The sequence below is a fragment of the Rathayibacter sp. AY1F3 genome, from assembly GCF_002931975.1.
Lineage (GTDB): Bacteria > Actinomycetota > Actinomycetes > Actinomycetales > Microbacteriaceae > Rathayibacter.
In genome coordinates, this window is record NZ_PSVF01000001.1 from 138234 (window position 1) to 158380 (window position 20147).

Consider the following 20147-nt stretch of genomic DNA (forward strand, 5'->3'; position numbering starts at 1 on the left):
TCGATGACCTTCCCCGATGCCGACGACGCCGCCCGCGTGCGCTCCTTCCTCCGCGACAACCGCTCGCGGATGCTCGACGACGTCCGGCACCTCGTGATGATCGAGAGCCCCAGCGACTCCCTCGAGGCGCTCGGCGAGCTGCACGCCTTCCTGGTGCACTGGGTGGGAGAGCGGCTCGGGCACGACGCCGACGTGCAGCACCGGCGTGCGCAGGACGCGCCGACCGCGACCAGCTGGACCGTCCCGGCGAGCGGCGCCGCGAGACCGCACCGCGGCACGCGTCCGTTCGTGGCGCTGCTCGGCCACTACGACACGGTGTGGCCCCTGGGCACGACCCGCTCCTGGCCCTTCGCCGTCGACGGCGACCGCCTGAGCGGACCGGGCAGCTACGACATGAAGGCCGGGCTGGTGCAGATGGTGTGGCTGGTGGCCGCGCTCCGCCACGCCGGCGTCCCGCATCCGGCCGTCCGCCTGGTGATGAGCGGGGACGAGGAGATCGGCAGCGCCGCCTCCCGCCCGTTCCTGGAGCGGCAGTGCGCGGGCGCCGACGCGGTCCTGGTGTTCGAGGGCGCGATCGGCGACGCGGTCAAGACGGCGCGCAAGGGCATCGGGCGCTTCGTGATCGACGTGGTCGGGGTCGAGGCGCACGCCGGGGTCGAGCCGGAGAAGGGGGCGAGCGCGATCCACGAGCTCGGCTCGCTGATCCCGCGGGTGCTGGCGATCGCGCGGGAGGAGGAGGGCACCTCGGTCAACATCGGAGTGGTCTCCGGCGGCTCGCGGGTCAACGTGACGACGGCCCGCGTGCGCCTGGAGCTGGAGGCGCGGATCCGCGGATCCGCCGAGGCCGCCCGCGTCGAGGCCGAGCTCGACGCGCTCGCAGCCGCCGACCCGCGCATCCGGCTGGAGGTGCGCGGCTCCTGGGAGCGGCCCGTCTTCGAGCGAACCGCCTCCGTCGCCGCGCTCTACCGCAGGGCCGAGCGGGTCGCGAAGCGGATCGACGTCCCCCTCCGCGAGATCGCGGTCGGCGGGGCGAGCGACGGCAACCTCGTCGCCGCGCTGGGCCTGCCGGTCCTCGACGGGCTCGGCGCCCCGGGCGAGGGGGCGCACGCGCGCAGCGAGGCGATCGGCATCGAGGGCATGCTGGAGCGGACGGCGCTCGCCGCGCTGCTGGTCGCCAGCTTCGGCGACGAGCACTGACCGGCTGCAGAGGAAGGACGAGCGGATGACCCTGTACGAATCGCGCCCCGTGGGCGTCGTGATCGAGGCTCCGGCCGCGGAGGTGTACGCCTTCGTCTCCGACCCGGCGAACCTCCCGCGGTGGGCCGCGGGCCTCGCCTCCGCCGCGCTCGAAGAGGTCGACGGACGCTGGTTCGCCGACTCGCCGATGGGCCGGGTCGAGGTGCGCTTCGCCCCGCAGAACCCGTTCGGCGTCGCGGACCACGAGGTCACGCTCCCCGACGGGACGGTGGTGGACAATCCGCTCCGGGTGCTCGTGAACGGGGACGGCGCCGAGGTGGCCTTCACCGTGCGGCGGCGCCCTGGGATGAGCCTCGACGACTGGGACGAGGACTGCGCGCGAGTCGCGGACGACCTCGAATCGCTCCGGCTGCTGTTCGAGCGCGGGGCGCTGTAGGTTCGTCACAGCTCCGGCGCAGGGCCGGCACCCGTGAGAACGAGGACGCGATGACCTCCCCCGATCGTCCGAGCACCCGCCACGCGAGCGGCATCGAGCTCAACGGCCTCGACACGATCCAGGAGTCGGAGCGGCACGGCCGCCCTCGCGACCTGTTCTGGCCGTGGTTCGCCGCGAACGTGTCCGTGCTCGGGCTGAGCTACGGCTCCTTCCTCCTCGGCTTCGGCCTCTCCTTCGGGCAGGCGACGCTCGTCAGCGTGATCGGGATCGTCGTCTCGTTCCTCTTCTGCGGTCTGGTCGCCGTCGCCGGCAAGCGCGGCTCCGCCCCCACGATGGTGCTCAGCCGGGCGGCCTTCGGGGTCGACGGCAACCGCCTCATCTCGGTGATCTCCTGGCTGCTCACGGTGGGCTGGGAGACGGTGCTGGCCTCCCTCGCGGTGCTCGCGACGGCGACGGTGTTCGAGGAGTTCGGCTGGGACGGCGGCGTGCTCACCAAGGTGGTCGCGCTGATCGTGGTCGCCGCGCTCATCGTGATCGCCGGGATCGCGGGCTTCCGCCTGATCATGCGGCTCCAGCTCGCGATCACCGTCGCGACCGCCGTGCTGACCGTGGTCTACGTCGTGCTCGTCCTCGACCGGATCGACCTCGCCGCCGTCGGCGCCCTGCCCGCGGGCTCGGCCGCCGCGGTCATCGGCGGGCTCGTGTTCATGATGACCGGCTTCGGGCTGGGCTGGGTGAACGCCGCGGCCGACTACTCCCGCTACCTCCCCCGCGGTGCCCGCACGAGCGGAGTGATCGCGTGGACGACGATCGGCGGAGCGGTCGCGCCCGTCGTGCTGGTGGTCGTCGGCCTGCTGCTGGCCGGCTCCTCGCAGGAGCTCTCGGACGCGATCGCCGCGGACCCGATCGGAGCGCTCGCCGGGATCCTGCCGACCTGGTTCCTGCTCCCCTTCATCGTCGTCGCGCTGCTCGGCCTGATCGGCGGGGCGGTGATGGACATCTACTCCTCGGGCCTGGCGCTGCTCAGCACGGGGCTCAAGGTCTCGCGGCCGGTGGCCGCCGGGATCGACGGCGTGCTGATGGTCCTCGGAGCGGTCTACGTCGTGTTCGTCGCGGGCGACTTCCTCGGCCCGTTCCAGGGCTTCCTGATCACCCTCGGCGTGCCGATCGCGGCCTGGCTCGGCGTGTTCCTCGCCGACCTCCTCCTCCGTCGGCGCGACTACGACCAGGAAGCCCTGTACGACTCCCGCGGCCGCTACGGCAGCGTCTCGGCGGTCCCCGTGGCCCTCGTGCTGATCGGTGCGGTCATCGGCTGGGGCCTGGTGGTCAACTACTCCCCCGGGTTCGAGTGGGAGGGCTACCTCCTCGGCCCGCTCGGCGGCCGCGACGGCGACTGGGCCGGCGCCAACCTCGGCGTCCTCGTGGCGCTCGTGATCGGCTTCGCGGGAACGCTCGCCCTCTCGCGCGGGGCCGTCCGCCGCCAGGAGGCCTCGGCGTGAGCCTGCTCGTCGCGATCGACCTGCAGCACGTCTTCGCCGACGCCGAGTCGCCGTGGGGATCCGGCGGATTCGAGCGCGCGGCCGAGGGGACCCGCCGGCTCCTCCCGGCGTTCGGCGAGCGGGTCGTGACCACCCGCTTCGTCGCCCCGGAGCGGCCCGCCGGCGCGTGGATCCCCTACTACCGCGAATGGCCGTTCGCGCTCGTCCCCGAGAGCGACCGGCTCTACGAGCTCGTGGCCGGGTTCGAGGGCCACCGCACGATCACCGCCACGACCTTCGGCAAGTGGGGGCCCGAGCTCGAGGCCGAGCTCGACGACTCCCGCGAGCTCGTGCTCACCGGCGTCTCGACCGACTGCTGCGTGCTCTCGACGGCGCTGGCGGCCGCGGACGCCGGAGTGCGGGTCAGGGTCGCCGCGGACGCCTGCGCCGGCGCCTCCGAGGCCGACCACCAGCGCGCGCTCGACGCCATGTCCCTGTACGTGCCGCTGATCGAGATCACGACCGTGGACGCGGTGCTGGCGGACCTGCGCGACCGGGTCTGAGACCGCGGGCGGGACGCGAGCCGCTCGCGCCGGTCGGCCCCGCGCGTCGCGGGGCGACCCCGTCACCCGGCATGATGTCGGCATGTCCTCCACCGACGAGCGCGTCAGCCCGGCTTCCCGCACCCTGGTCATCGGCGAGGCGCTGATCGACATCGTCGAGCGCGACGGCAGCGCCACGGAGCACGTCGGCGGCTCCCCGGCCAACGTCGCCCTCACGCTCGCCCGACTCGGGCGACCCGCGACCCTCGTCACCGACATCGCCGACGACGAGCGCGGCCGCCGCATCAGCGCCCACCTCGAGGCCTCCGGAGTGGAGGTCCGGCACGGCGACTCGGAGCGCACCAGCACCGCTCGGGCGGTCCTCGCCGCGGACGGGTCGGCCCGCTACGTCTTCGACCTCTCCTGGAACCCGCCGGCGGCGGACCCGGAGGGCGCCTCCCACGTCCACACCGGCTCCATCGCGATCTTCCTCGAGCCGGGCGGATCCGCCGTGCTCGGGCTCCTCGAGGCTCTGCCCGCCGGAGTGACGGCGAGCGTCGACGCGAACATCCGTCCGGCTCTGGTCGGCGCGCACGCCGAGGCGCTCGCGCGCTTCGAGCGGATCGCCGCCGCGTGCGAGGTCGTGAAGCTCAGCGACGAGGACGCGGAGTGGCTCTACCCGACGATGCAGCTCGACGAGGTCCTCAGCAGGCTGCTCTCCCTCGGGTCGCAGCTCGCGGTCGTCACCCGCGGCGCGGAGGGACTGCTGCTGGCCTCGGCCGTCACGCGGGTGACCGTGCCCGCCGCCCGGATCGTGGTGGCGGACACGATCGGCGCCGGCGACTCCGCGATGGGCGCGATCCTCGACGAGGCGTTCCGCCAGGGCCTCGGCGCCGCGAACGGGATGCTCCTCGACGGCCCCGCCCTGCACGCGATCGGCCGCCACGCCGCGCACGTCGCCGGCATCACGACCTCCCGCTCCGGCGCGAACCCGCCCACCCGCGACGAGCTCTGAGGGCCGGGGGCGGACCTTCTGCAGGACGCCCCTGGTGCTCGCGTCGGGACGCGGAGATACTGGGCGCACCTCGACGGAAAGGCGTGCCGTGCCCACTTCACTGAGCCCCTACATCGGCTTCGACGGCTCCGCGCAGGAGGCGATGGAGTTCTACCGGGACGTCCTCGGCGGCGAGCTCAGCTCCAGCCGCTTCGGCGACTTCGGGATGAGCGCGGATCCGGCCGACCAGGACCGGATCATGCACGCCCAGCTCGTCACGCCGAGCGGGATGATCCTGATGGGCTCCGACTCCCCCTCCTCGAGCCCGGCCGAGAGCGGCGCCCGCATCACGATCGCGCTCTTCGGCGACGACGACGCCGAGCTGAGCGGCTACTGGGACGGCCTGGCCGAGGGCGGCACGGTCGTCGAGCCGCTGGTCGCCTCACCCTGGGGCGACCGCTTCGGGATGCTGGTCGACCGCTACGGCGTCGGCTGGATGGTGAACATCGCCGCTCCGCCGGCCTGAGGCTCCTCCCCAGCACGGGATCGGGGCACGCCTCCCCCGGGTGCGTCCACCCGTCCCGCCGGACGCCGCGGCGGGCGCAGAATGGAGGGGCCGCTCCCGCTCCGGGGGCCGTCCCACCTCTCACGAAGGCTGCAGATGACGATCACGCTCGGGTACAAGGCATCGGCGGAGCAGTTCGGCGCCCGGGAGCTCGTCGAGCTCGCGGTCGGCGCAGAGCGGCACGGCTTCGAGACCGCGGTCGTCTCGGACCACTTCCAGCCGTGGCGGCACACGGGCGGGCACGCGCCGTTCTCCCTCGCCTGGCTCGCCGCGGCCGGTGAGCGCACCTCCACCATCACCCTCGGCACCTCCGTGATGACCCCGCACTACCGCTACAACCCCGCCGTCATCGCCCAGGCGTTCGGCACGCTCGGCGTGCTCTACCCCGAGCGGATCATGCTCGGTGTCGGCACCGGCGAGGCGCTGAACGAGGTCGCCACCGGCTACCAGGGCGCGGGCGAGCAGACCTGGCCCGACTTCAAGGAGCGCTTCGCCCGCCTGCGCGAGGCCGTGCGGCTCATGCGCGCGCTCTGGGCGGGCGACCGCGTCACCTTCGACGGCGAGTACTACTCCACGCACGAGGCGTCGATCTACGACAAGCCCGAGAGCGGCGTGCCGGTCTACATCGCGGCGGGCGGCCCCGTCGTCGCCAAGTACGCCGGCCGCGCGGGCGACGGCTTCATCTGCACGTCGGGCAAGGGCATGGAGCTCTACACCGAGAAGCTGCTCCCCGCCGTCGAGGAGGGCGCCGCGGCGGCCGATCGCGACTCCTCGACCATCGACCGCATGATCGAGATCAAGCTCTCCTACGATCCCGATCCGGCGCTCGCGCTCGAGAACACGCGCTTCTGGGCGCCGCTCTCGCTGTCGCCGGAGCAGAAGCACTCGCTGACCGATCCGGTCGACATGGAGCGCGCCGCCGACGAGCTGCCGATCGAGCAGGTCGCGAAGCGCTGGATCGTCGGCTCCGACCCCGAGGAGACGGTCGCGCAGATCAAGCCCTACGTCGACGCGGGCTTCACCCACCTGGTCTTCCACGCCCCGGGCGACGACCAGCAGCGCTTCTTCGACGCCTTCGAGCGCGACCTCGCGCCGCGGCTGCGCGCGCTCTGACCTCCCGCCTCCGCCACGACCCCCTTCGGAAGGGCCGCTCCCGCATGACCACGGCCACCCTGCTCGCCCGGCTCGACCGCGGCGAGGCGCTGACACGCGAGACCGCCGAGGAGCTCCTCGGCGCGCGCGGCGACGACCTCGACCTGCTGCTGGAGGCCGCCGGCCGCCTGCGCGACGACGGACTCGCCCGCCGCGGACGGCCCGGCGTCGTCACCTACTCGCGGAAGGTCTTCGTCCCGCTGACCAAGCTCTGCCGCGACCGGTGCCACTACTGCGTCTTCGTGGAGACACCGGGCGGGCTCGCGGCCAAGCGCGAGTCGACCTTCATGGAGCCGGAGGAGATCCTCGAGGTCGCCCGCGCCGGTGCCGCGCTCGGCTGCAAGGAGGCCCTGTTCACGCTCGGCGACCGCCCGGAGGACCGGTGGCCGGTCGCCCGCGCCTGGCTCGCCGAGCACGGCTACGCCTCGACGCTCGAGTACGTGCGCGCGATGGCCGTCCTGGTCATGAGCGAGACGGGCATGGTCACGCACCTGAACCCCGGCGTGATGTCGTGGGCTGAGCTGCAGCGGCTCCGCCCGGTCGCGCCCTCGATGGGCATGATGCTCGAGACGACCGCCGAGCGCCTCTGGTCCGAGAAGGGCGGCGTGCACTACGGCTCCCCGGACAAGGACCCGGCGCTGCGCCTGCGCGTGCTCGAGGACGCGGGACGCAGCCGCATCCCCTTCACCACCGGCGTGCTGCTGGGCATCGGCGAGAACGCGGCGGAGCGGGCGGACGCCCTCTTCGCGATCCGCGAGTCCCACGAGCGGTGGGGCCACGTGCAGGAGTGCATCGTTCAGAACTTCCGCGCGAAGCCGCGGACGGCCATGCAGAACGAGGTCGACCTCGAGCTGCAGGAGTACGTGGCCAACGTCGCGGTCGCGCGCCTCGTGCTGGGCGCCGAGGCGACGATCCAGGCGCCGCCGAACCTCACCGACGAGCAGGAGCTCGGGCTGCTGCTGCGCGCCGGGGTCGACGACTGGGGCGGTGTCAGCCCGCTCACGGCGGATCACGTGAATCCGGAGCGCCCCTGGCCGAACATCGACGACCTCGCGCGGCTCACCGCGGCGGCCGGCTACCGGCTGCACGAGCGGCTGACCGCCCACCCGCAGTACCTCCGCGACTCGGCCACCTGGATCGATCCGCGCGTCGCTCCCTACGTCGAGGCGCTCGCCGACCGCGGGACCTGGCTCGCCGACGAGGCGGCAGCGGTCCTCCCCCGGCCCTACCGCGACTCGCTCGACGCCCTGCCCCGACCGGTCGCGCCCGCCCTCGGCGCCGTGCTCGCCCGGGCGGAGACGGACCCCGCCGGTCTCGAGGACGCCGACTACCTCGCCCTGCTCGCAGCCGACGGCGACGACCTCGACGCCCTCTCCGCTCTGGCGGACGACCTGCGGCACGACGCCGCCGGCGACGAGGTCTCGGTCGTCGTCAACCGCAACATCGACACCTCCCTCTGGGGAGACGGCGGGCTGACCGTCGAGCGGCTGGAGGAGCTCGCCGACGAGGCGGTCGCGCTCGGCGCCACCGAGCTCTGCCTCCAGGGCGCGATCGGACCGGAGCACCTGGGCGACGATCTGCTGCTGATCGTCCGCACGCTGAAGCAGCGGCAGCCCTCGCTGCACCTGCACGCCTACCGGCCCGGCGAGATCCTCGAGGTCGCCCGGCGCACGGGCCGAACCCTGCCCGCGATGCTCGACGCTCTGCGCGAGGCCGGCGTGGACTCCGTCCCGGGGACCGCCGCCCGCATCCTCGACGACGACGTCCGCGCCGTCCTGAGCGAGGGGACGGACCCGACCGTGGCCGAGTGGCGCGAGGCGATCACGGCCGCGCACCGCAGCGGCCTCCGCTCCACCTCGACCATGGTCTACGGACACGTCGAGACCCCCGAGCAGCAGCTCGCGCACCTGCGCACGCTCGCGGCGATCCAGGACGAGACGGGCGGCTTCACCGAGTTCATCGCGATGCCCTTCGTCCCGGCGGAGGCGCCTCCCGCCGTGGTGCGCGCGAGCCGGGGCGGGCCGACCCTCCGCGAGACCCGCGCCGTGCACGCCGTCGCACGGCTCGTCCTCCACGGCCGGATCGCCCACGTGCAGACCGCCTGGACCAAGCTCGGACTGCACGCGGCGCAGGTCCTCCTCCGCGGCGGGGCGGACGACCTCGGCGGCCTGCTGCTCGACGGCGCCCTGCGGCCCGAGGCCGGAGCGGAGGCCTACCGCTCGCTCGACATCGCGACCGTCGCCCGGCTGAGCGGCGAGATCGGCCGCGGCTGGCGCCAGCGCACCACGACGTACGGCGTGGTCGCGCCGGAGAGGGCGCTGCGGGCGGAGCCCGTCGCAGCGGCGGGTCCGCAGCGGATGCGCCTCCCGGTCCGCGGGACCCGCCGGGCGTCATGACCCGCTCCGAGTACCTGCGGCGCCAGGCCGACCTGGTCCGGGAGGAGCGGATCGAGTCGGGCAGCGCCACCGTGCGGCTGCTGACCGCGGGCGCCGAGAGCCCGCGCGCGGTCCTGCTGCTGACCGGCGTCGGCCGGGGCGCGCAAAGCGACACCGGGCTGCTGCTGCCGATGCTGGCGCGGCGCCACCGCGTCGCCGCGCTCGAGCTCGCCGATCTCGGCGACCCCTGGCTCGACGGACCCGCCGCGGTCCGCGCCTCCCTGGAGGCGCTCGGCGCCGAGGAGGCCGTCCTGATCGGCCACTCGCTCGGATCCGCCGTGGCCCTCGCCACGGGCGATCGGCGGGTGCGCGCCCTCGCCCTCGTGGCCGGATGGCTGCGCCCGACGGAGCGCCTCCTCCGCACGGCGCGCCTCTGGCCGATGCTGCCGCCCGACGCGCAGGAGGAGGCCGCTCGGCTCCTCGCCGTCCGCTCGGTCACCGCCTCCTCCCCGTGGGGCGCCGACGCCGCCAGGATGCTCGCCGCCTCCGCCCGGGCCGACGTCGCTGCGGCCGCTATGGACTGCCGGGTTCCCGCCCTCGTGGTCGGCTGCTCCGCCGATGCCGTCGCAGGAGTCGAGGGCGCCGAGGCCCTGCTCGGCGCGATCGACGACGCCCGCTACGCCGTCCTCGACTCCGGTCACGCGGTGCTCGCCGAGCGGCCCGCCGAGCTCCTCGCCGTCCTCGAGCACTTCCTCGCCGATCCGCACCGCGACCCGGCTGGCAGCGTCCTGGCGAGGACGACGGTCTGATGGACGTCGACGTCGTCGTGATCGGCGCCGGGTTCGCCGGGCTCGGAGCCGCGGTCCGCCTGGAGCGCCGCGGCGGGACCTCGTTCGTCGTGTTGGAGCGCGCCGAGCGGATCGGCGGGACCTGGCGGGACAACGTCTACCCCGGAGTCTCCTGCGACATCCCCTCGCACCTCTACTCCTACTCCTTCGCCCCCGAGGCCGACTGGTCGGCGTTCTACGCCCCCGGGGCCGAGATCCAGTCCTACCTCGAGCGCGTCGTCGAGAAGGAGGGCCTGGCGCCCCGGCTCCGGCTGGGGACCGAGGTGCTCGAGGCGGTCTTCGACGAGGAGGCGCACCGCTGGCGGGTGCGCACCTCCCGGGGCGACTACTCCGCCGCGGTCCTCCTCGTCTGCGCGGGGCGCCTCTCCGAGCCCCGCCTCCCGGCCGTCCCGGGCCTGGATTCGTTCGCGGGTCCCGCCTTCCATTCCGCCCGCTGGAGGGACGACGTCGACCTCGACGGGAAGCGCGTCGGCATCGTCGGCTCGGGAGCCTCCGCCGTGCAGATCGTGCCGCACCTCGCCGAGCGCGCCGCCGAGGTGGTGCTCTTCCAGCGCTCGGCCCCGTACGTCGTCCCCCGCCGGAACCGCCCGTACCCGCCGGAGGAGCGCCGAACCCTCTCCCGCGCGCCCGGGGCCCTCGCGAGGCTCCGCGAGGAGCTGTTCTGGCGCGCCGAGCTCGGCTTCGCCGGCCGCGTCGCCGTGCCCGAGGCCATCGATCGGCTGCGGGCGGAGGCGCTCGGCCACCTCGAGGCGCAGATCATCGATCCCGCGCTCCGCGCCGTGCTGACTCCGGACTACGAGATCGGCTGCAAGCGCGTGCTCCTCTCGGACGACTACTACCCCGCTCTCGCGCAGCCGCACGTCCGCGTCGTCCCCGGTCCGCTCCGGCGCCTCGAGGAGGGGGCCGCGCTCGGCGACGACGGCGTCCCGCACGGGGTCGACGTGCTCGTCTTCGCGACCGGCTTCCACTCCACGCGGCCGCCCTTCGCCCGGCGCATCCGCGGCCGCGGCGGCGTCCTCCTCGCCGACCGCTGGGCCGACGGCATGGTCGCGTACGAGTCGACCGCGGTCCACGGCTTCCCGAGCCTCTTCGTCGTCAACGGCCCCAACGCGAGCCTCGGCCACAACTCCGCGGTGCACATGATCGAGACGCAGACCGCCTACGTGCTCGCCGCGCTCGACCACCTCGCGGTCTCCGGCGCCGACCGGCTCGAGGTCACCGCCGAGGCCGAGGCCGCCTCCGTCGCACGGCTCGACGCCCTCAGCGCCGACACCGTCTGGACCAACGGGGGCTGCGAGAGCTGGTACCTGGACGACAACCGGCGACTCACCCTGCTCTGGCCCGACTTCGCCTTCGCCTTCCGCGAGGAGCTCGGCCGGTTCGACCCCTCGGCCTACACGACCTGACCGCGGCTCGCTATCGTGACCGCATGACCGACCGCGTGCTCGCTCCCGAACCGCCCGCCGACGGCGCGAAGCCGAAGGGACCGGCCTCGTACTTCCCGAGCATCGAGAAGACCTACGGCCGTCCCGTCCAGGACTGGCTCGACCTCGCCGACGAGCGGCTGCGCTCCGAGCCGCACATGCAGGTCGTCACCTGGCTGAAGACCGAGCACGGCCTGGGCCATGGCCACGCCAACGCGATCGTCGCCTACGTCCGGGCCGCCCGCGCCTGACCGGCCCGCCCGTCGTCCGCACAGGCTAGGCCCGCCGGCCTCCCCGGACCACCCGTCGTCGGCGCCCGCGCCGTGCGGGGATAATCGGGGCATGCGCGAAGACGACGATGTCGATCTGGTGATCGACGCGTGGGCCGGGGCCCTGCCCGACCTCGATCTCGCGCCTCTGGACGTCGTCTCCCGCCTCCGCCGCCTCAGTCCGCGCGTGCAGGAGGTGCGGCGGCAGTCCTTCGCCGTCAGCGATCTCGCCCCGTGGGAGTTCGAGCTCCTCTCGCTGCTGCGGCAGCGCGGGGAGGGCGGGATGACGCCCTCGGCCCTGGCCACGCACCTCGCGCTGTCCAGCGGCAACCTCGCCAGCCGCGTCGACCGCCTCGGGGCTCGCGGGCTCGTGGTCCGCGAGCAGAACGCCGCCGACTCGCGCAGCAAGATCGTCTCGCTCACCCCGCGGGGCATGAAGCGGGTCGACGAGGCTATGCGGAATCTCGTCGCCGCCGAGGGCGAGGTGCTCGCCGACCTGGACGCCGCGCAGGTGTCGGTCCTCATCGAGTGCCTGCGGCGGATCAGCGACACCCTCGACCGACTGCAGTGAGGCGCTACGCCCGACGAGCCTGAGAGGTCAAGCCCGTTCGGAGAGACGGGCACCGGACGTAGCGTGAAGCGTGCACGGTCGAGGCGTCAGCCACCCGTGCGGATGATCGCGAAAGCGGAGAGCACCATGACACAGATTTCTTCTATCCAACCCGCGCGATGGAGCCGGAACGGAGTCAGGATCGTCGTCGTTCCCGGGGCGGAGCTGCCCCGGTTCCGACTCGAGATCGACGCCCGACTGACCACCGCGCCCTCCCTCGTTCCCACCGGACCCTTCTCGACCGTCGAGGAGGCCGAGCGGGCCGCCGAGGTCGCCGCCGGCCTGCTGGGGGCGAAGATCCCGGCCTGAGCGCACACCCGTCGAGACGGCCGGATCAGCTCGCGAGCTCCGCGAGCGATCCGGTCGGGACCGCGATCCACCCCTCAGCCTCCGCCGCCTCCTGCAGTTCGGGAGGGACCGGCATGGTCGCGCCCAGGGCGTGGGCGCGGGCGTTGAGAGCGGCGACGACGGCGTCGAACGCGTCGTCGGAGCGGCTCATCAGCGCGAGCGCGGGCGCCGGCACATCGAGCCAGGGTGCGGCCCGTCGCAGCGACTCCGCGGCGAGCGCCACGGCCTCCGGTCGCGTCTTGTACCCCGTGGTGTCCACTCCCCAGAGCCGCAGCGCCGCCGCCGGGTACGCCTCGACGAGCCGTCCGCGCCCGGAGCGGTCGACGTCCTCCCCGCTCGCGGCGAAGGCGTCGAGCAGCTCCGCGCAGCGCATCGCGGTCATCCCGAGCCGGTCGGTCGAGACGCTGAGCGGCCAGCGGCCGGTGACCTCGCGCGCCACCCGGTCCGTCTCGCGGTACGCGAGGCGGCGGCGCCAGTCGCGTCCCGCGAGCGTCCGCGGCGAGACCTCCCGTCGCGTGTGCGCGGAGACGAACGCCGCGAACTCCACCGGCCAGCCGAACGCGCAGTCGATCCCGATGACCGCCGCGTCCCGTGACGCCTCGACGATCGTCGCGTCCTCGGCGCCGAGTACGAGCGAGCGGACGACGGCCCGGCCGCCGGAGAACTCGAGGGCGGCGAGAGCGGTGCGCACCGGCTCCGCAGCGAGGTCGACACCGATCGTGAGCACGGGGACAGGGTAGGCGCTCCGGCGCTACGCTCGAGCGATGACGCCGCCCGCTCCCTCCTCCCGGGCGGAGTCGGCCCGCGTGCCGGTCGCGCTCCTCCGCCTCCTCGTGGCCGCCGCCGTTCTCGTGGCCGTGATCGCGACGGCCGTCGACACCGCCTCTCGGACGCCGCTGAACCCGTTCAACTTCTTCGGCTTCTTCACCATCCAGAGCAACATCGTGCTGGCCGTCGTGCTCGGAGCCACCGCCGTGCTCGCGCTCCGCCGCCGTCCCGCGCCCGGCGGGCTCCTACTGGTGCGGGGTGCCTTCACCGGGTACATCATCGTCGTCGGCCTCGTGTACAACACCCTCCTCACCGATGTGGCGGGCGGAGTGGCGCTGCCGTGGGCCAACACCGTCATGCACGTGCTGTTCCCCGTCTACGGACTGCTCGACTGGCTGCTGCTCGCGGATCGCCCTCCGCTGCCGTGGCGCAGGCTCTGGCTGGTCGTGGTCTACCCGATCGTCTGGCTCGTCGTGGTGCTGATCCGCGGAGCGACGGACGGCTGGGTGCCCTATCCGTTCCTGGATCCCGCGACCGGGTACGGGCAGGTGTCGGTGTTCGTCGTCGGGATCGCGGTCGCGTTCCTCGCGTCGGGGGCGCTGGTCTGGGCGATGAGCCGGCTGCGGATCGTGCCGGTGGCAGGCGGCTGAGAGGACGCTCGCCTTCCAGACGGTTCCGCCCGCCGGACGACCGGATCCGCTGCCGTCGCGCACATCCGGCCCGTTCTGGGGTCACCCGTTCGGGGTCATCCGGGGCGCCGCTCCCCTAGCGTCAGCACCGACGGCTCCCCCACCGTCCTCCCCCTCGAGAACGGTCCCCCATGAGCCTCTCCCTCTCCCGCCCGCCGACCCCGAGCCGCCGCGTCCGCGCCCTCGCCGTCGGAGCCGCGCTCGCCCTCGCCGCCGCGCTGCTCCCGGCGCAGGCCGCCGCCGCCACTCCCGCCACCCTCTCGGTGCTGAGCCTCGGCGACTCCATCACCCAGGCCTACGGGACCTGCGGCTCCTTCGCGGACTGCCCCCGCAACAACTGGTCCACCGGCACCAGCTCCTCCGTGAACTCCTTCGCCTCCCGCTTGCGGACCGCGCTCCCCGGCACCACCGTCACGACCGCGAACTTCGCCACCACCGGCGACGTCGTCGCGCAGGTCCCCTCGCGGATCGACGCCGCGGTCGCCGCCGGCGTGCGGCCGGACGTCGTCACCCTGCTCATCGGCGGCAACGACCTCTGCTCGCCCGACAACCGCGTCGCCTCCGACGGCTACACGATGACCCCGGCGAGCACGTTCCGCACCGGAGCCTCCGCCGCGATCACGAAGATCCGCACCACGTGGCCCTCCGCCCGCATCGTCCTCTCGTCGATGCCGAACGTGGCCTCCGAGTGGTCGGTCGTGAAGACCGGAGTCGGCGCGCTCGTCTGGGCGGGCGGCGACCTCTGCCGGACCACGCGCGGCGTCAGCTCCACCGGCCGCAGGCTCAGCAGCACCGCCGCGGCCGCCTCCGCCGCTGCCGCGAAGACGCGGACGACGCAGTACAACACCGCGCTGCAGACGGCGTGCAGCGCCGCCGGTCAGCTCTGCGACTGGGACGGCGGAGCGCTCACCGCGACCCCCGTCACCAAGGGCCTGATCGGGACCACCGACTACTTTCACCCGAGCGTCGCGGGTCAGGCGAAGATCGCCTCGATCCAGTGGGCGGCGTCGAACTTCTCGAAGTAGCGGCCTCCGGAGCGGCCGCTCACGCGTCGAGCGGCCGCTCCCCCTCGCGGCGGCGACGCTGCTCCTCGGCGAGCCGCGCGTAGTGCGCCTCCTCGCGCTCGAGGTCGGCGAGCTGCTCCTCGGTGCTCTTCGGAGCGGGCCGCACCACCATCGTCGGCGGCACCTGCTTCCGGCGGCGGGGCACTCGGCCGCCCGGCACGAAGGATCCGCCGTCGCCGCGCTTCCAGTCGTGCCCGAGCAGGAACCACAGCGAGACGCCGATGAGCGGGAGGAAGAAGATCAGCAGGATCCACACGATCTTGGGCAGGTTCTTGATGATGTTGTCCGGCTGCCGCACGACGTCGACCAGCGCGAGCACGGTCAGGACGATGATCACCAGCGAGAAGACGAACCCCATGCAGTCGAGGGTACGACGCCGAGGGCTCCCCGTCGCCGCTGCGCCGGCCGGCGTCCGGTCCGTGTGCGGTCCAGGAGCGGCTCCGACGCATCCGCCCCGTGCCTCCGCGCTGTTCGGCGCCGATCCCGGGCACACGCCTGCTCCCCACGAACGCGTGCCACCATCGGACGATGACCGAGACGCCGCCCGCCCCCGCCTCGACGCCGGCGAGGAAGCGCCTGACCGCCGCGCGTCTCGCCCTGCTCGCCGGCCTCGTCCTCGCCGTCGCCGGACTCGCGGCCCTCGCGCTCGTGCCTCTGCAGTTCGCGAACATCGACCGTCAGGGCTTCGACTACGTGTGCAGCGTCAGCCTGGGCGGCGTCCCGCCCGAGGCAGGCGACCTGGTCCGCGGCTTCTGGTCGTGGTGGCCGCTGGGCGCGGCGTGCGAATGGACGCTGCTCGACGGCACGACGGTGGTCGACCTCCCCGACTGGTCGACGACCGCCGTCGCGATCGTGGGGGCCGTGCTGCTCGTCGTCGGCGCGGCACTCGCGATCGCGTCGCCGCTCCTCCGCAGGCGCGCTCCGGTCCCGTCCGTCTAGCGGTCGAAGAGGTTCCCGAGGTCGCCGAGCCCCGGCAGCTGGAAGTCGGAGCCGAACTCCGACACCTGCTCCCCCAGCCCGGACACGTGCTCACCCGCACCGGAGACGAACTCCCCCGCGCCGCCCGTGATGTCACCGAAGTCGCCCAGATCGCCGAACCCGCCGGCGAGGTTCTCGAAGTCCACGCCGAGGCCGGACGCCTGCGCGAGCAGCGTACCGGCGACGCTGCTGATCACGGCACCGCCCGCGACCGCCGCGAGCAGTCCGCCCGCCGCGCCGAGCCCGATGCCCGCCGCCGCTCCGACGCCAGCACCCGCGAGGGCGCCGCGGGTCCCCGGCTTCGAGAACATCTTCTTGAGGAACCCCGGATCGTTCGCCTCGCCGCGCGTCGCCGCGCGCGCCAGGTCCTCGGGGGCGGAGGACCGCGGCTGCTCGTTCGCGGGCAGCTCGTCGCGGAGCCGCGCCTCGACCTGTGTGCGCTGCGCCGTCGTCAGCTTCGCGAACGCGTCCCGGTGCACCTGCTCGAGCTGCTCGGGGTCGGCGGTGCGGAGGAGGTAGTCGTAGCGCGCGATCGCTGCGCGGTCCTCCTGCGTGACCACCGGCTGCTGCCCGGGCCGGGCGTCCTGCGGTCGCGCGGAGGGTCGCCGCGGTGAGCCGTACTGCTGAGGCGGCTGGGCCTGCCCGCTCCGCGAGTCGCCTGTCACCTTGTCGGCGGCGGTGCGCACAAGGTCGCGCCAATCGGTCGTCCCGCTCGAGGACGACCCCGAGCCGCTCTTCGAATCGAGCGCCTTCGACGCCATGCCGAGAACGCGCTTGAACATGCTCACAGAGAACCTTCCGTCGAGTACCAGCCTCGATCATGGCGGCGCCGCCTGAGCGAAGGCCCGCGAGACGCCCTCAGAAGGCCGTGAGCGGTCGGCGCGGTGGGCGTCCCTCCGCGATCTCCTCCCCGTCCCTCGCCTGATCGAGGAGCTCGCGCACGCACCGCGGGCGGAGGGCGGCCCGCGACACCCAGCCGAGGAAGGGGATCTCGGATTCCGCCGGCCACTGCCTGCGGACGGCCGCCATGCGACCGGCTATCGCGAGCAGCGCGCTGAATCCCGCGAGTCGGCTTTTCGCGAACGCGTTCCGCTGAACGGAGAGGCTCAGGACGAGGACGGCCGCGAACCCGCGAAGGAGCTCCTCGGTCGTGCCTCCCTGCCGCCGAGGAGTCCCCACCCGGGCAGGACCATCGAGGACTCGAACCGTCGGCGCCTCGACCAGCACAGCTCGGAGTGCTGGGCGGGCGGCAGACCGTGGCGTCAGACGGAGCGACGGCGCGGTCTTCCGATGGACTGATCCCGATCGCGGATCGTGGTGCCCCTGGAGGGACTCGAACCCCCAACCTGCTCCTTAGGACGGAGTCGCTCTTCCATTGAGCTACAGAGGCTGGCCGAGCCAGTGTACCCGCCGTGCCCCGCCCCCCGCGAAGCGACGACAGGGCCTCACCACAACGCCAGCGAAGCACGCCGCGGGCCTCGTCGCGCTGACCGAGCGGCACGCACCTCTTGACACGGACGCCTCCCGCCTCCATGGTTAGTTACAACACCAACTAACCACCCAACCCAGCACCGAAGGAGCCCGCGTGGACGACTCCCGCCCGCTCTTCCTGCAGATCGCCGAGCAGATCGAGAACGACATCATCGACGGCGCACTGCCGGAGGAGTCGCAGGTCCCGTCGACCAACGAGTTCGCCGCGTTCCACCGCATCAACCCGGCCACCGCCGGCAAGGGCGTGAACCTGCTCGTCGACGACGGGGTGCTCTACAAGAAGAGGGGGATCGGCATGTTCGTCGCCGAGGGGGCGCGCGACCGGCTGGTCGAGAAGCGCCGCACGCAGTTCCGCGACCAGTTCGTCGCTCCGCTGCTCGCCGAGGCCGCCAAGCTCGGCCTCAGCACCGAGCAGCTCGCCGACATGATCACAGAAGGGGGATCGCGATGAGCGCGGTCATCGAGGTCCACGACCTCACCAAGCACTACGGACGCATGCGCGCCGTCGACGGCATCGGCTTCGCGCTGGAGGAGAACCGCATCCACGGCCTCCTCGGCCGCAACGGCGCGGGCAAGACGACGCTGATGTCGCTGCTCACCGGCCAGGAGTTCGCCAGCTCGGGCGAGATCCGCGTCTTCGGGCAGTCGCCGGTGGAGAACGCCGCCGTCCTCTCCCGCACCTGCTTCATCAAGGAGAGCCAGAAGTACCCGGACGACTTCAAGGTGAAGCACGTCCTGCGCAGCGCCCCCTGGTTCTTCGACGGCTGGGACGAGGCGTTCGCTCGCGAGCTCGTCGAGGACTTCCGCCTCCCGGTCGACCGCAAGATCAAGAAGCTCTCCCGCGGACAGCTCTCGGCGATCGGAGTGATCGTCGGCCTGGCCTCCCGCGCTCCGCTCACGTTCTTCGACGAGCCGTACCTGGGGCTGGACGCCGTCGCCCGGCAGCTGTTCTACGACCGCCTCCTCCAGGACTTCGCCGAGCACCCGCGCACGGTCGTCCTCTCCACCCACCTCATCGACGAGGTCAGCAGTCTGCTCGAGCACGTCCTCGTCATCGATCAGGGCCGCCTCGTCGTCGACAGTGACGCGGAGGAGCTGCGGGGTGCTGCGGCAACGGTCATCGGACCCCGGCAGGCCGTCGAGTCGTTCACCGCCGGCCGCGAGGTCATCGCCCGCTCCGCTCTCGGCAGCCGCGCCTCGGCCACGCTCCCCCGCCTCGACGACGCCGGCCGCGCCTCCGCCGCCCGCCACGGGCTCGAGCTCGAGTCCGTCCCCCTCCAGCAGCTCGTCGTCCAGCTCACCACCGGGAAGGCCTCGGAATGACCGCCCTCACCGGCGCCCACACGCGCCACGACACCGCCGTCGGCCGCCTCGGCAGCATCGTCCGCCTGCACTTCGCGAACCCCGCCACGATCCTCTACACGCCGCTGATCATCACGGCCGTCATCCTGGCGGGCAACCTGGTCGTCTGGTGGCTGATCCTCCGCGGGCTCGACTCCGGCGAGCGCCTCGAGGCGCAGGAGGGGATGACCTACTCCGGCGCGTCCTTCTTCCTCTTCGTCTACATGATGGTCGTGGCCGTCCAGTCGGTGAACGTCACCTTCGGCCTCGCCCTCGGCTACGGTGCCACCCGCCGCGACTTCTCCCTCGGCACGGCCCTCACCTTCGTCGCCCTCTCGGTCTTCTACACCGGCGTCTTCGTGGTCCTCGGGATCGTGGAGCGCGCGACCGACGGCTGGGGCTTCGGCGGCAGCTTCTTCCGCTCGATCTACTTCGGCGGGGACTCCGTGGGCGAGCAGGCCGTCGCGGTGCTCTGCGCCCTGCTCTTCTTCTTCTTCATCGGAGCGGCGACCGCGGCGGTCTACGTGCGCTGGCGCCAGCGCGGGATGCTGCTCTTCTTCGGGATCCTCGGCGCCCTCCTGCTGGCCGTGATCACCCTCCTCACGCTCACCGAGAACTGGCCCGCCGTCGGCTCCTTCTTCGGCAGCGTCGGATACGCGGGCGGCTACGCCCTCTCGCTCATCCCGACCGCGATCGCCGGAGTCGCGGGCTGGGCGATCCTCCGCCGCGCCACCCCGCGCAGCAGCTGACACCACCGCCACCGATCCGAGAGGACCGACCATGACCGCCCCCGCCCGCAGCTCCGCCTCCTCGCGGAGGATCCTCTCCGTCCTGAGGCTCCATCTCGCCCACCCCGGGACGGTCCTCGGCTGGCCGCTGCTCGTCCTGCTCGCCGTCCTCGCCGGCAACCTCGTGATCTGGTGGCTCGTCCTCCGCGGGATCGGGGCCGAGCGGGGCGGCGGCGACTCGGGCATCCTCCTCGTGGGGCCGGGGATGCTGATCGTCGTCTTCCTCTTCATCGGCTCCATCCAGGCCACGACCGCCACCTTCGGGCTGGCGCTGAGCTACGGAGCGACCCGACGCGACCACGTCCTCGGCAGCGCCCTCGCCTTCGCGGCCCTGTCGGTGCTCTGGGCGGCGATCGTCGTGGTCCTCGGGGTGCTCGAGGAGGCGACCGGGGGCTGGGGGCTGGGCGGCGCGCTCTTCCTCGCCTCCCCCCTCGACGGTCCGTGGCACGAGCGCTTCGTCGTCCTGCTCTGCTCCCTCCTCGCCGCCTTCGCCCTCGGGGGAGCAGCGGGAGCGGTCTTCCTCCGCTGGCGGGAGCGCGGGGTGACGGCCTTCCTCCTCGCCCTCGGAGCGGCGGCACTCGCGGTGGTCGTCGTCGTCGCTCTCGCCGGGGGCCGGCCGGTCGTGGCGGACGTCCTCGAGAGCGCGGGCACCGCCGGAGCCGCCGCTCTGCTCCTCGTCCCCGCCGCGCTCCTGACGGCGGTGGGCTCGCTGGTCCTCCGCCGGGCGACGCCGCGCGGCTGACCCCCTCCTGAGCCGGGCCTGCAAGGCCCTTCCGCCCCGGGCGTCCGG

Annotated in this window: 23 protein-coding genes and 1 tRNA gene; 20 read left to right on the top strand and 4 right to left on the bottom strand. The window is 73.3% G+C overall.

Features of this window, described 5'->3' with window-relative positions; translation table 11 throughout:
* Positions 1-3: 3 nt before the first annotated feature.
* From C5C39_RS00640 to C5C39_RS00700, 13 genes are all read left to right on the top strand, one after another.
* Positions 4-1197 carry a M20/M25/M40 family metallo-hydrolase gene (locus C5C39_RS00640; RefSeq protein WP_219813303.1) on the top strand — a complete coding sequence of 398 codons (1194 nt, stop codon included), beginning with the start codon at positions 4-6 and terminating at the stop codon, positions 1195-1197.
* Positions 1198-1222: 25 nt separating this feature from the next.
* Positions 1223-1633 (top strand): SRPBCC family protein, encoded by a 411-nt coding sequence (locus C5C39_RS00645; protein ID WP_104246714.1) that lies wholly within the window; start codon positions 1223-1225, stop codon positions 1631-1633.
* Positions 1634-1683: 50 nt separating this feature from the next.
* Positions 1684-3132, top strand: a complete 1449-nt coding sequence (locus C5C39_RS00650; protein WP_104352413.1) for a cytosine permease — start codon at positions 1684-1686, stop codon at positions 3130-3132.
* Entirely contained in the window at positions 3129-3674 is a 546-nt protein-coding gene (locus tag C5C39_RS00655) for a cysteine hydrolase family protein (protein ID WP_104352414.1), read from the top strand. Before C5C39_RS00650 ends, C5C39_RS00655 begins: the two co-directional genes overlap by 4 nt.
* 82 nt (positions 3675-3756) lie before the next feature.
* On the top strand, positions 3757-4668 hold the full coding sequence (locus C5C39_RS00660; RefSeq protein WP_104225065.1) for a carbohydrate kinase: 912 nt from the start codon (positions 3757-3759) through the stop codon (positions 4666-4668).
* A gap of 88 nt (positions 4669-4756) precedes the next feature.
* Positions 4757-5173 (top strand): VOC family protein, encoded by a 417-nt coding sequence (locus C5C39_RS00665; RefSeq protein WP_104246718.1) that lies wholly within the window; start codon positions 4757-4759, stop codon positions 5171-5173.
* Positions 5174-5308: 135 nt separating this feature from the next.
* Positions 5309-6325 carry a glucose-6-phosphate dehydrogenase (coenzyme-F420) gene (gene fgd / locus C5C39_RS00670; protein WP_181067747.1) on the top strand — a complete coding sequence of 339 codons (1017 nt, stop codon included), beginning with the start codon at positions 5309-5311 and terminating at the stop codon, positions 6323-6325.
* Positions 6326-6369: 44 nt separating this feature from the next.
* Positions 6370-8760, top strand: a complete 2391-nt coding sequence (gene cofG, locus C5C39_RS00675; protein WP_104352415.1) for a 7,8-didemethyl-8-hydroxy-5-deazariboflavin synthase CofG — start codon at positions 6370-6372, stop codon at positions 8758-8760.
* On the top strand, positions 8757-9548 hold the full coding sequence (locus tag C5C39_RS00680) for an alpha/beta fold hydrolase (protein WP_104352416.1): 792 nt from the start codon (positions 8757-8759) through the stop codon (positions 9546-9548). The genes cofG and C5C39_RS00680 overlap by 4 nt, the downstream gene beginning before the upstream one ends.
* Positions 9548-10993, top strand: a complete 1446-nt coding sequence (locus tag C5C39_RS00685; RefSeq protein ID WP_104352417.1) for an NAD(P)/FAD-dependent oxidoreductase — start codon at positions 9548-9550, stop codon at positions 10991-10993. The genes C5C39_RS00680 and C5C39_RS00685 overlap by 1 nt, the downstream gene beginning before the upstream one ends.
* 23 nt (positions 10994-11016) lie before the next feature.
* A complete protein-coding gene (locus tag C5C39_RS00690; protein WP_104225060.1) occupies positions 11017-11262 on the top strand; it encodes a DUF4287 domain-containing protein in 246 nt (81 codons plus the stop codon).
* Between the two features lie 91 nt (positions 11263-11353).
* Positions 11354-11851 (top strand): MarR family winged helix-turn-helix transcriptional regulator, encoded by a 498-nt coding sequence (locus tag C5C39_RS00695; protein ID WP_104352418.1) that lies wholly within the window; start codon positions 11354-11356, stop codon positions 11849-11851.
* Between the two features lie 126 nt (positions 11852-11977).
* Entirely contained in the window at positions 11978-12199 is a 222-nt protein-coding gene (locus C5C39_RS00700; RefSeq protein WP_146076606.1) for a hypothetical protein, read from the top strand.
* Positions 12200-12224: 25 nt separating this feature from the next.
* Here the strand turns inward: C5C39_RS00700 and C5C39_RS00705 are convergent, their stop codons facing one another.
* A complete protein-coding gene (locus C5C39_RS00705; protein WP_104352419.1) occupies positions 12225-12965 on the bottom strand; it encodes a DUF429 domain-containing protein in 741 nt (246 codons plus the stop codon).
* A 37-nt stretch (positions 12966-13002) separates the two neighbouring features.
* Between C5C39_RS00705 and C5C39_RS00710 the strand changes: the two genes are divergently transcribed.
* Together C5C39_RS00710 and C5C39_RS00715 are read left to right on the top strand one after the other, a co-directional pair.
* Positions 13003-13656: a Pr6Pr family membrane protein gene (locus C5C39_RS00710; protein ID WP_104249443.1), complete on the top strand. Its 654-nt coding sequence runs from the start codon at positions 13003-13005 to the stop codon at positions 13654-13656.
* A 170-nt stretch (positions 13657-13826) separates the two neighbouring features.
* Positions 13827-14720: a GDSL-type esterase/lipase family protein gene (locus tag C5C39_RS00715; RefSeq protein ID WP_104352420.1), complete on the top strand. Its 894-nt coding sequence runs from the start codon at positions 13827-13829 to the stop codon at positions 14718-14720.
* Positions 14721-14739: 19 nt separating this feature from the next.
* On the opposite strand, the gene C5C39_RS00720 is transcribed toward C5C39_RS00715, so the two are convergent.
* Positions 14740-15117: a PLD nuclease N-terminal domain-containing protein gene (locus C5C39_RS00720; protein WP_104352421.1), complete on the bottom strand. Its 378-nt coding sequence runs from the start codon at positions 15115-15117 to the stop codon at positions 14740-14742.
* A gap of 170 nt (positions 15118-15287) precedes the next feature.
* Here C5C39_RS00720 and C5C39_RS00725 point away from each other — a divergent pair, with 170 nt between their 5' ends.
* Positions 15288-15698, top strand: a complete 411-nt coding sequence (locus C5C39_RS00725) for a hypothetical protein (RefSeq protein WP_104249440.1) — start codon at positions 15288-15290, stop codon at positions 15696-15698.
* On the opposite strand, the gene C5C39_RS00730 is transcribed toward C5C39_RS00725, so the two are convergent.
* Both C5C39_RS00730 and C5C39_RS00740 read right to left on the bottom strand, forming a co-directional pair.
* Positions 15695-16519, bottom strand: a complete 825-nt coding sequence (locus tag C5C39_RS00730; protein WP_258075748.1) for a hypothetical protein — start codon at positions 16517-16519, stop codon at positions 15695-15697. The two genes, C5C39_RS00725 and C5C39_RS00730, sit on opposite strands and share 4 nt — an antisense overlap.
* A gap of 533 nt (positions 16520-17052) precedes the next feature.
* Positions 17053-17127: transfer RNA gene (locus C5C39_RS00740), tRNA-Arg, on the bottom strand.
* Between the two features lie 195 nt (positions 17128-17322).
* On the opposite strand from C5C39_RS00740, the gene C5C39_RS00745 reads away from it, so the two are divergent.
* Genes C5C39_RS00745 through C5C39_RS00760 form a run of 4 tightly spaced genes read left to right on the top strand, consistent with a single transcriptional unit; the run spans position 17323 to position 20099 of the window.
* Positions 17323-17679: a GntR family transcriptional regulator gene (locus tag C5C39_RS00745; protein ID WP_104224613.1), complete on the top strand. Its 357-nt coding sequence runs from the start codon at positions 17323-17325 to the stop codon at positions 17677-17679.
* Positions 17676-18551: an ABC transporter ATP-binding protein gene (locus tag C5C39_RS00750; protein WP_104224612.1), complete on the top strand. Its 876-nt coding sequence runs from the start codon at positions 17676-17678 to the stop codon at positions 18549-18551. The genes C5C39_RS00745 and C5C39_RS00750 overlap by 4 nt, the downstream gene beginning before the upstream one ends.
* The gene (locus tag C5C39_RS00755) at positions 18548-19318 is read left to right on the top strand and encodes an ABC transporter permease (protein ID WP_104335747.1); all 771 of its coding nucleotides are present in this window, start codon (positions 18548-18550) and stop codon (positions 19316-19318) included. The genes C5C39_RS00750 and C5C39_RS00755 overlap by 4 nt, the downstream gene beginning before the upstream one ends.
* A gap of 31 nt (positions 19319-19349) precedes the next feature.
* Complete coding sequence (locus C5C39_RS00760; RefSeq protein ID WP_104352424.1) at positions 19350-20099, top strand: hypothetical protein; 750 nt, start codon at positions 19350-19352, stop codon at positions 20097-20099.
* The last annotated feature ends 48 nt before the right edge of the window (positions 20100-20147 follow it).

What these genes read in the sequence shown, in the direction of transcription:
- C5C39_RS00640 (WP_219813303.1), top strand. Translation starts at nt 4, where the DNA reads ATGACCTTCCCCGATGCCGACGACGCCGCCCGCGTGCGCTCCTTCCTC.
- C5C39_RS00695 (WP_104352418.1), top strand. Translation starts at nt 11,354, where the DNA reads ATGCGCGAAGACGACGATGTCGATCTGGTGATCGACGCGTGGGCCGGG.
- C5C39_RS00760 (WP_104352424.1), top strand. Translation starts at nt 19,350, where the DNA reads ATGACCGCCCCCGCCCGCAGCTCCGCCTCCTCGCGGAGGATCCTCTCC.
- C5C39_RS00660 (WP_104225065.1), top strand. Translation starts at nt 3,757, where the DNA reads ATGTCCTCCACCGACGAGCGCGTCAGCCCGGCTTCCCGCACCCTGGTC.
- C5C39_RS00715 (WP_104352420.1), top strand. Translation starts at nt 13,827, where the DNA reads ATGAGCCTCTCCCTCTCCCGCCCGCCGACCCCGAGCCGCCGCGTCCGC.
- cofG (WP_104352415.1), top strand. Translation starts at nt 6,370, where the DNA reads ATGACCACGGCCACCCTGCTCGCCCGGCTCGACCGCGGCGAGGCGCTG.
- C5C39_RS00710 (WP_104249443.1), top strand. Translation starts at nt 13,003, where the DNA reads ATGACGCCGCCCGCTCCCTCCTCCCGGGCGGAGTCGGCCCGCGTGCCG.
- fgd (WP_181067747.1), top strand. Translation starts at nt 5,309, where the DNA reads ATGACGATCACGCTCGGGTACAAGGCATCGGCGGAGCAGTTCGGCGCC.
- C5C39_RS00700 (WP_146076606.1), top strand. Translation starts at nt 11,978, where the DNA reads ATGACACAGATTTCTTCTATCCAACCCGCGCGATGGAGCCGGAACGGA.
- C5C39_RS00725 (WP_104249440.1), top strand. Translation starts at nt 15,288, where the DNA reads ATGACCGAGACGCCGCCCGCCCCCGCCTCGACGCCGGCGAGGAAGCGC.
- C5C39_RS00645 (WP_104246714.1), top strand. Translation starts at nt 1,223, where the DNA reads ATGACCCTGTACGAATCGCGCCCCGTGGGCGTCGTGATCGAGGCTCCG.
- C5C39_RS00685 (WP_104352417.1), top strand. Translation starts at nt 9,548, where the DNA reads ATGGACGTCGACGTCGTCGTGATCGGCGCCGGGTTCGCCGGGCTCGGA.
- C5C39_RS00750 (WP_104224612.1), top strand. Translation starts at nt 17,676, where the DNA reads ATGAGCGCGGTCATCGAGGTCCACGACCTCACCAAGCACTACGGACGC.
- C5C39_RS00720 (WP_104352421.1), bottom strand. Translation starts at nt 15,117, where the DNA reads ATGGGGTTCGTCTTCTCGCTGGTGATCATCGTCCTGACCGTGCTCGCG.
- C5C39_RS00755 (WP_104335747.1), top strand. Translation starts at nt 18,548, where the DNA reads ATGACCGCCCTCACCGGCGCCCACACGCGCCACGACACCGCCGTCGGC.
- C5C39_RS00690 (WP_104225060.1), top strand. Translation starts at nt 11,017, where the DNA reads ATGACCGACCGCGTGCTCGCTCCCGAACCGCCCGCCGACGGCGCGAAG.
- C5C39_RS00680 (WP_104352416.1), top strand. Translation starts at nt 8,757, where the DNA reads ATGACCCGCTCCGAGTACCTGCGGCGCCAGGCCGACCTGGTCCGGGAG.
- C5C39_RS00650 (WP_104352413.1), top strand. Translation starts at nt 1,684, where the DNA reads ATGACCTCCCCCGATCGTCCGAGCACCCGCCACGCGAGCGGCATCGAG.
- C5C39_RS00730 (WP_258075748.1), bottom strand. Translation starts at nt 16,519, where the DNA reads ATGTTCAAGCGCGTTCTCGGCATGGCGTCGAAGGCGCTCGATTCGAAG.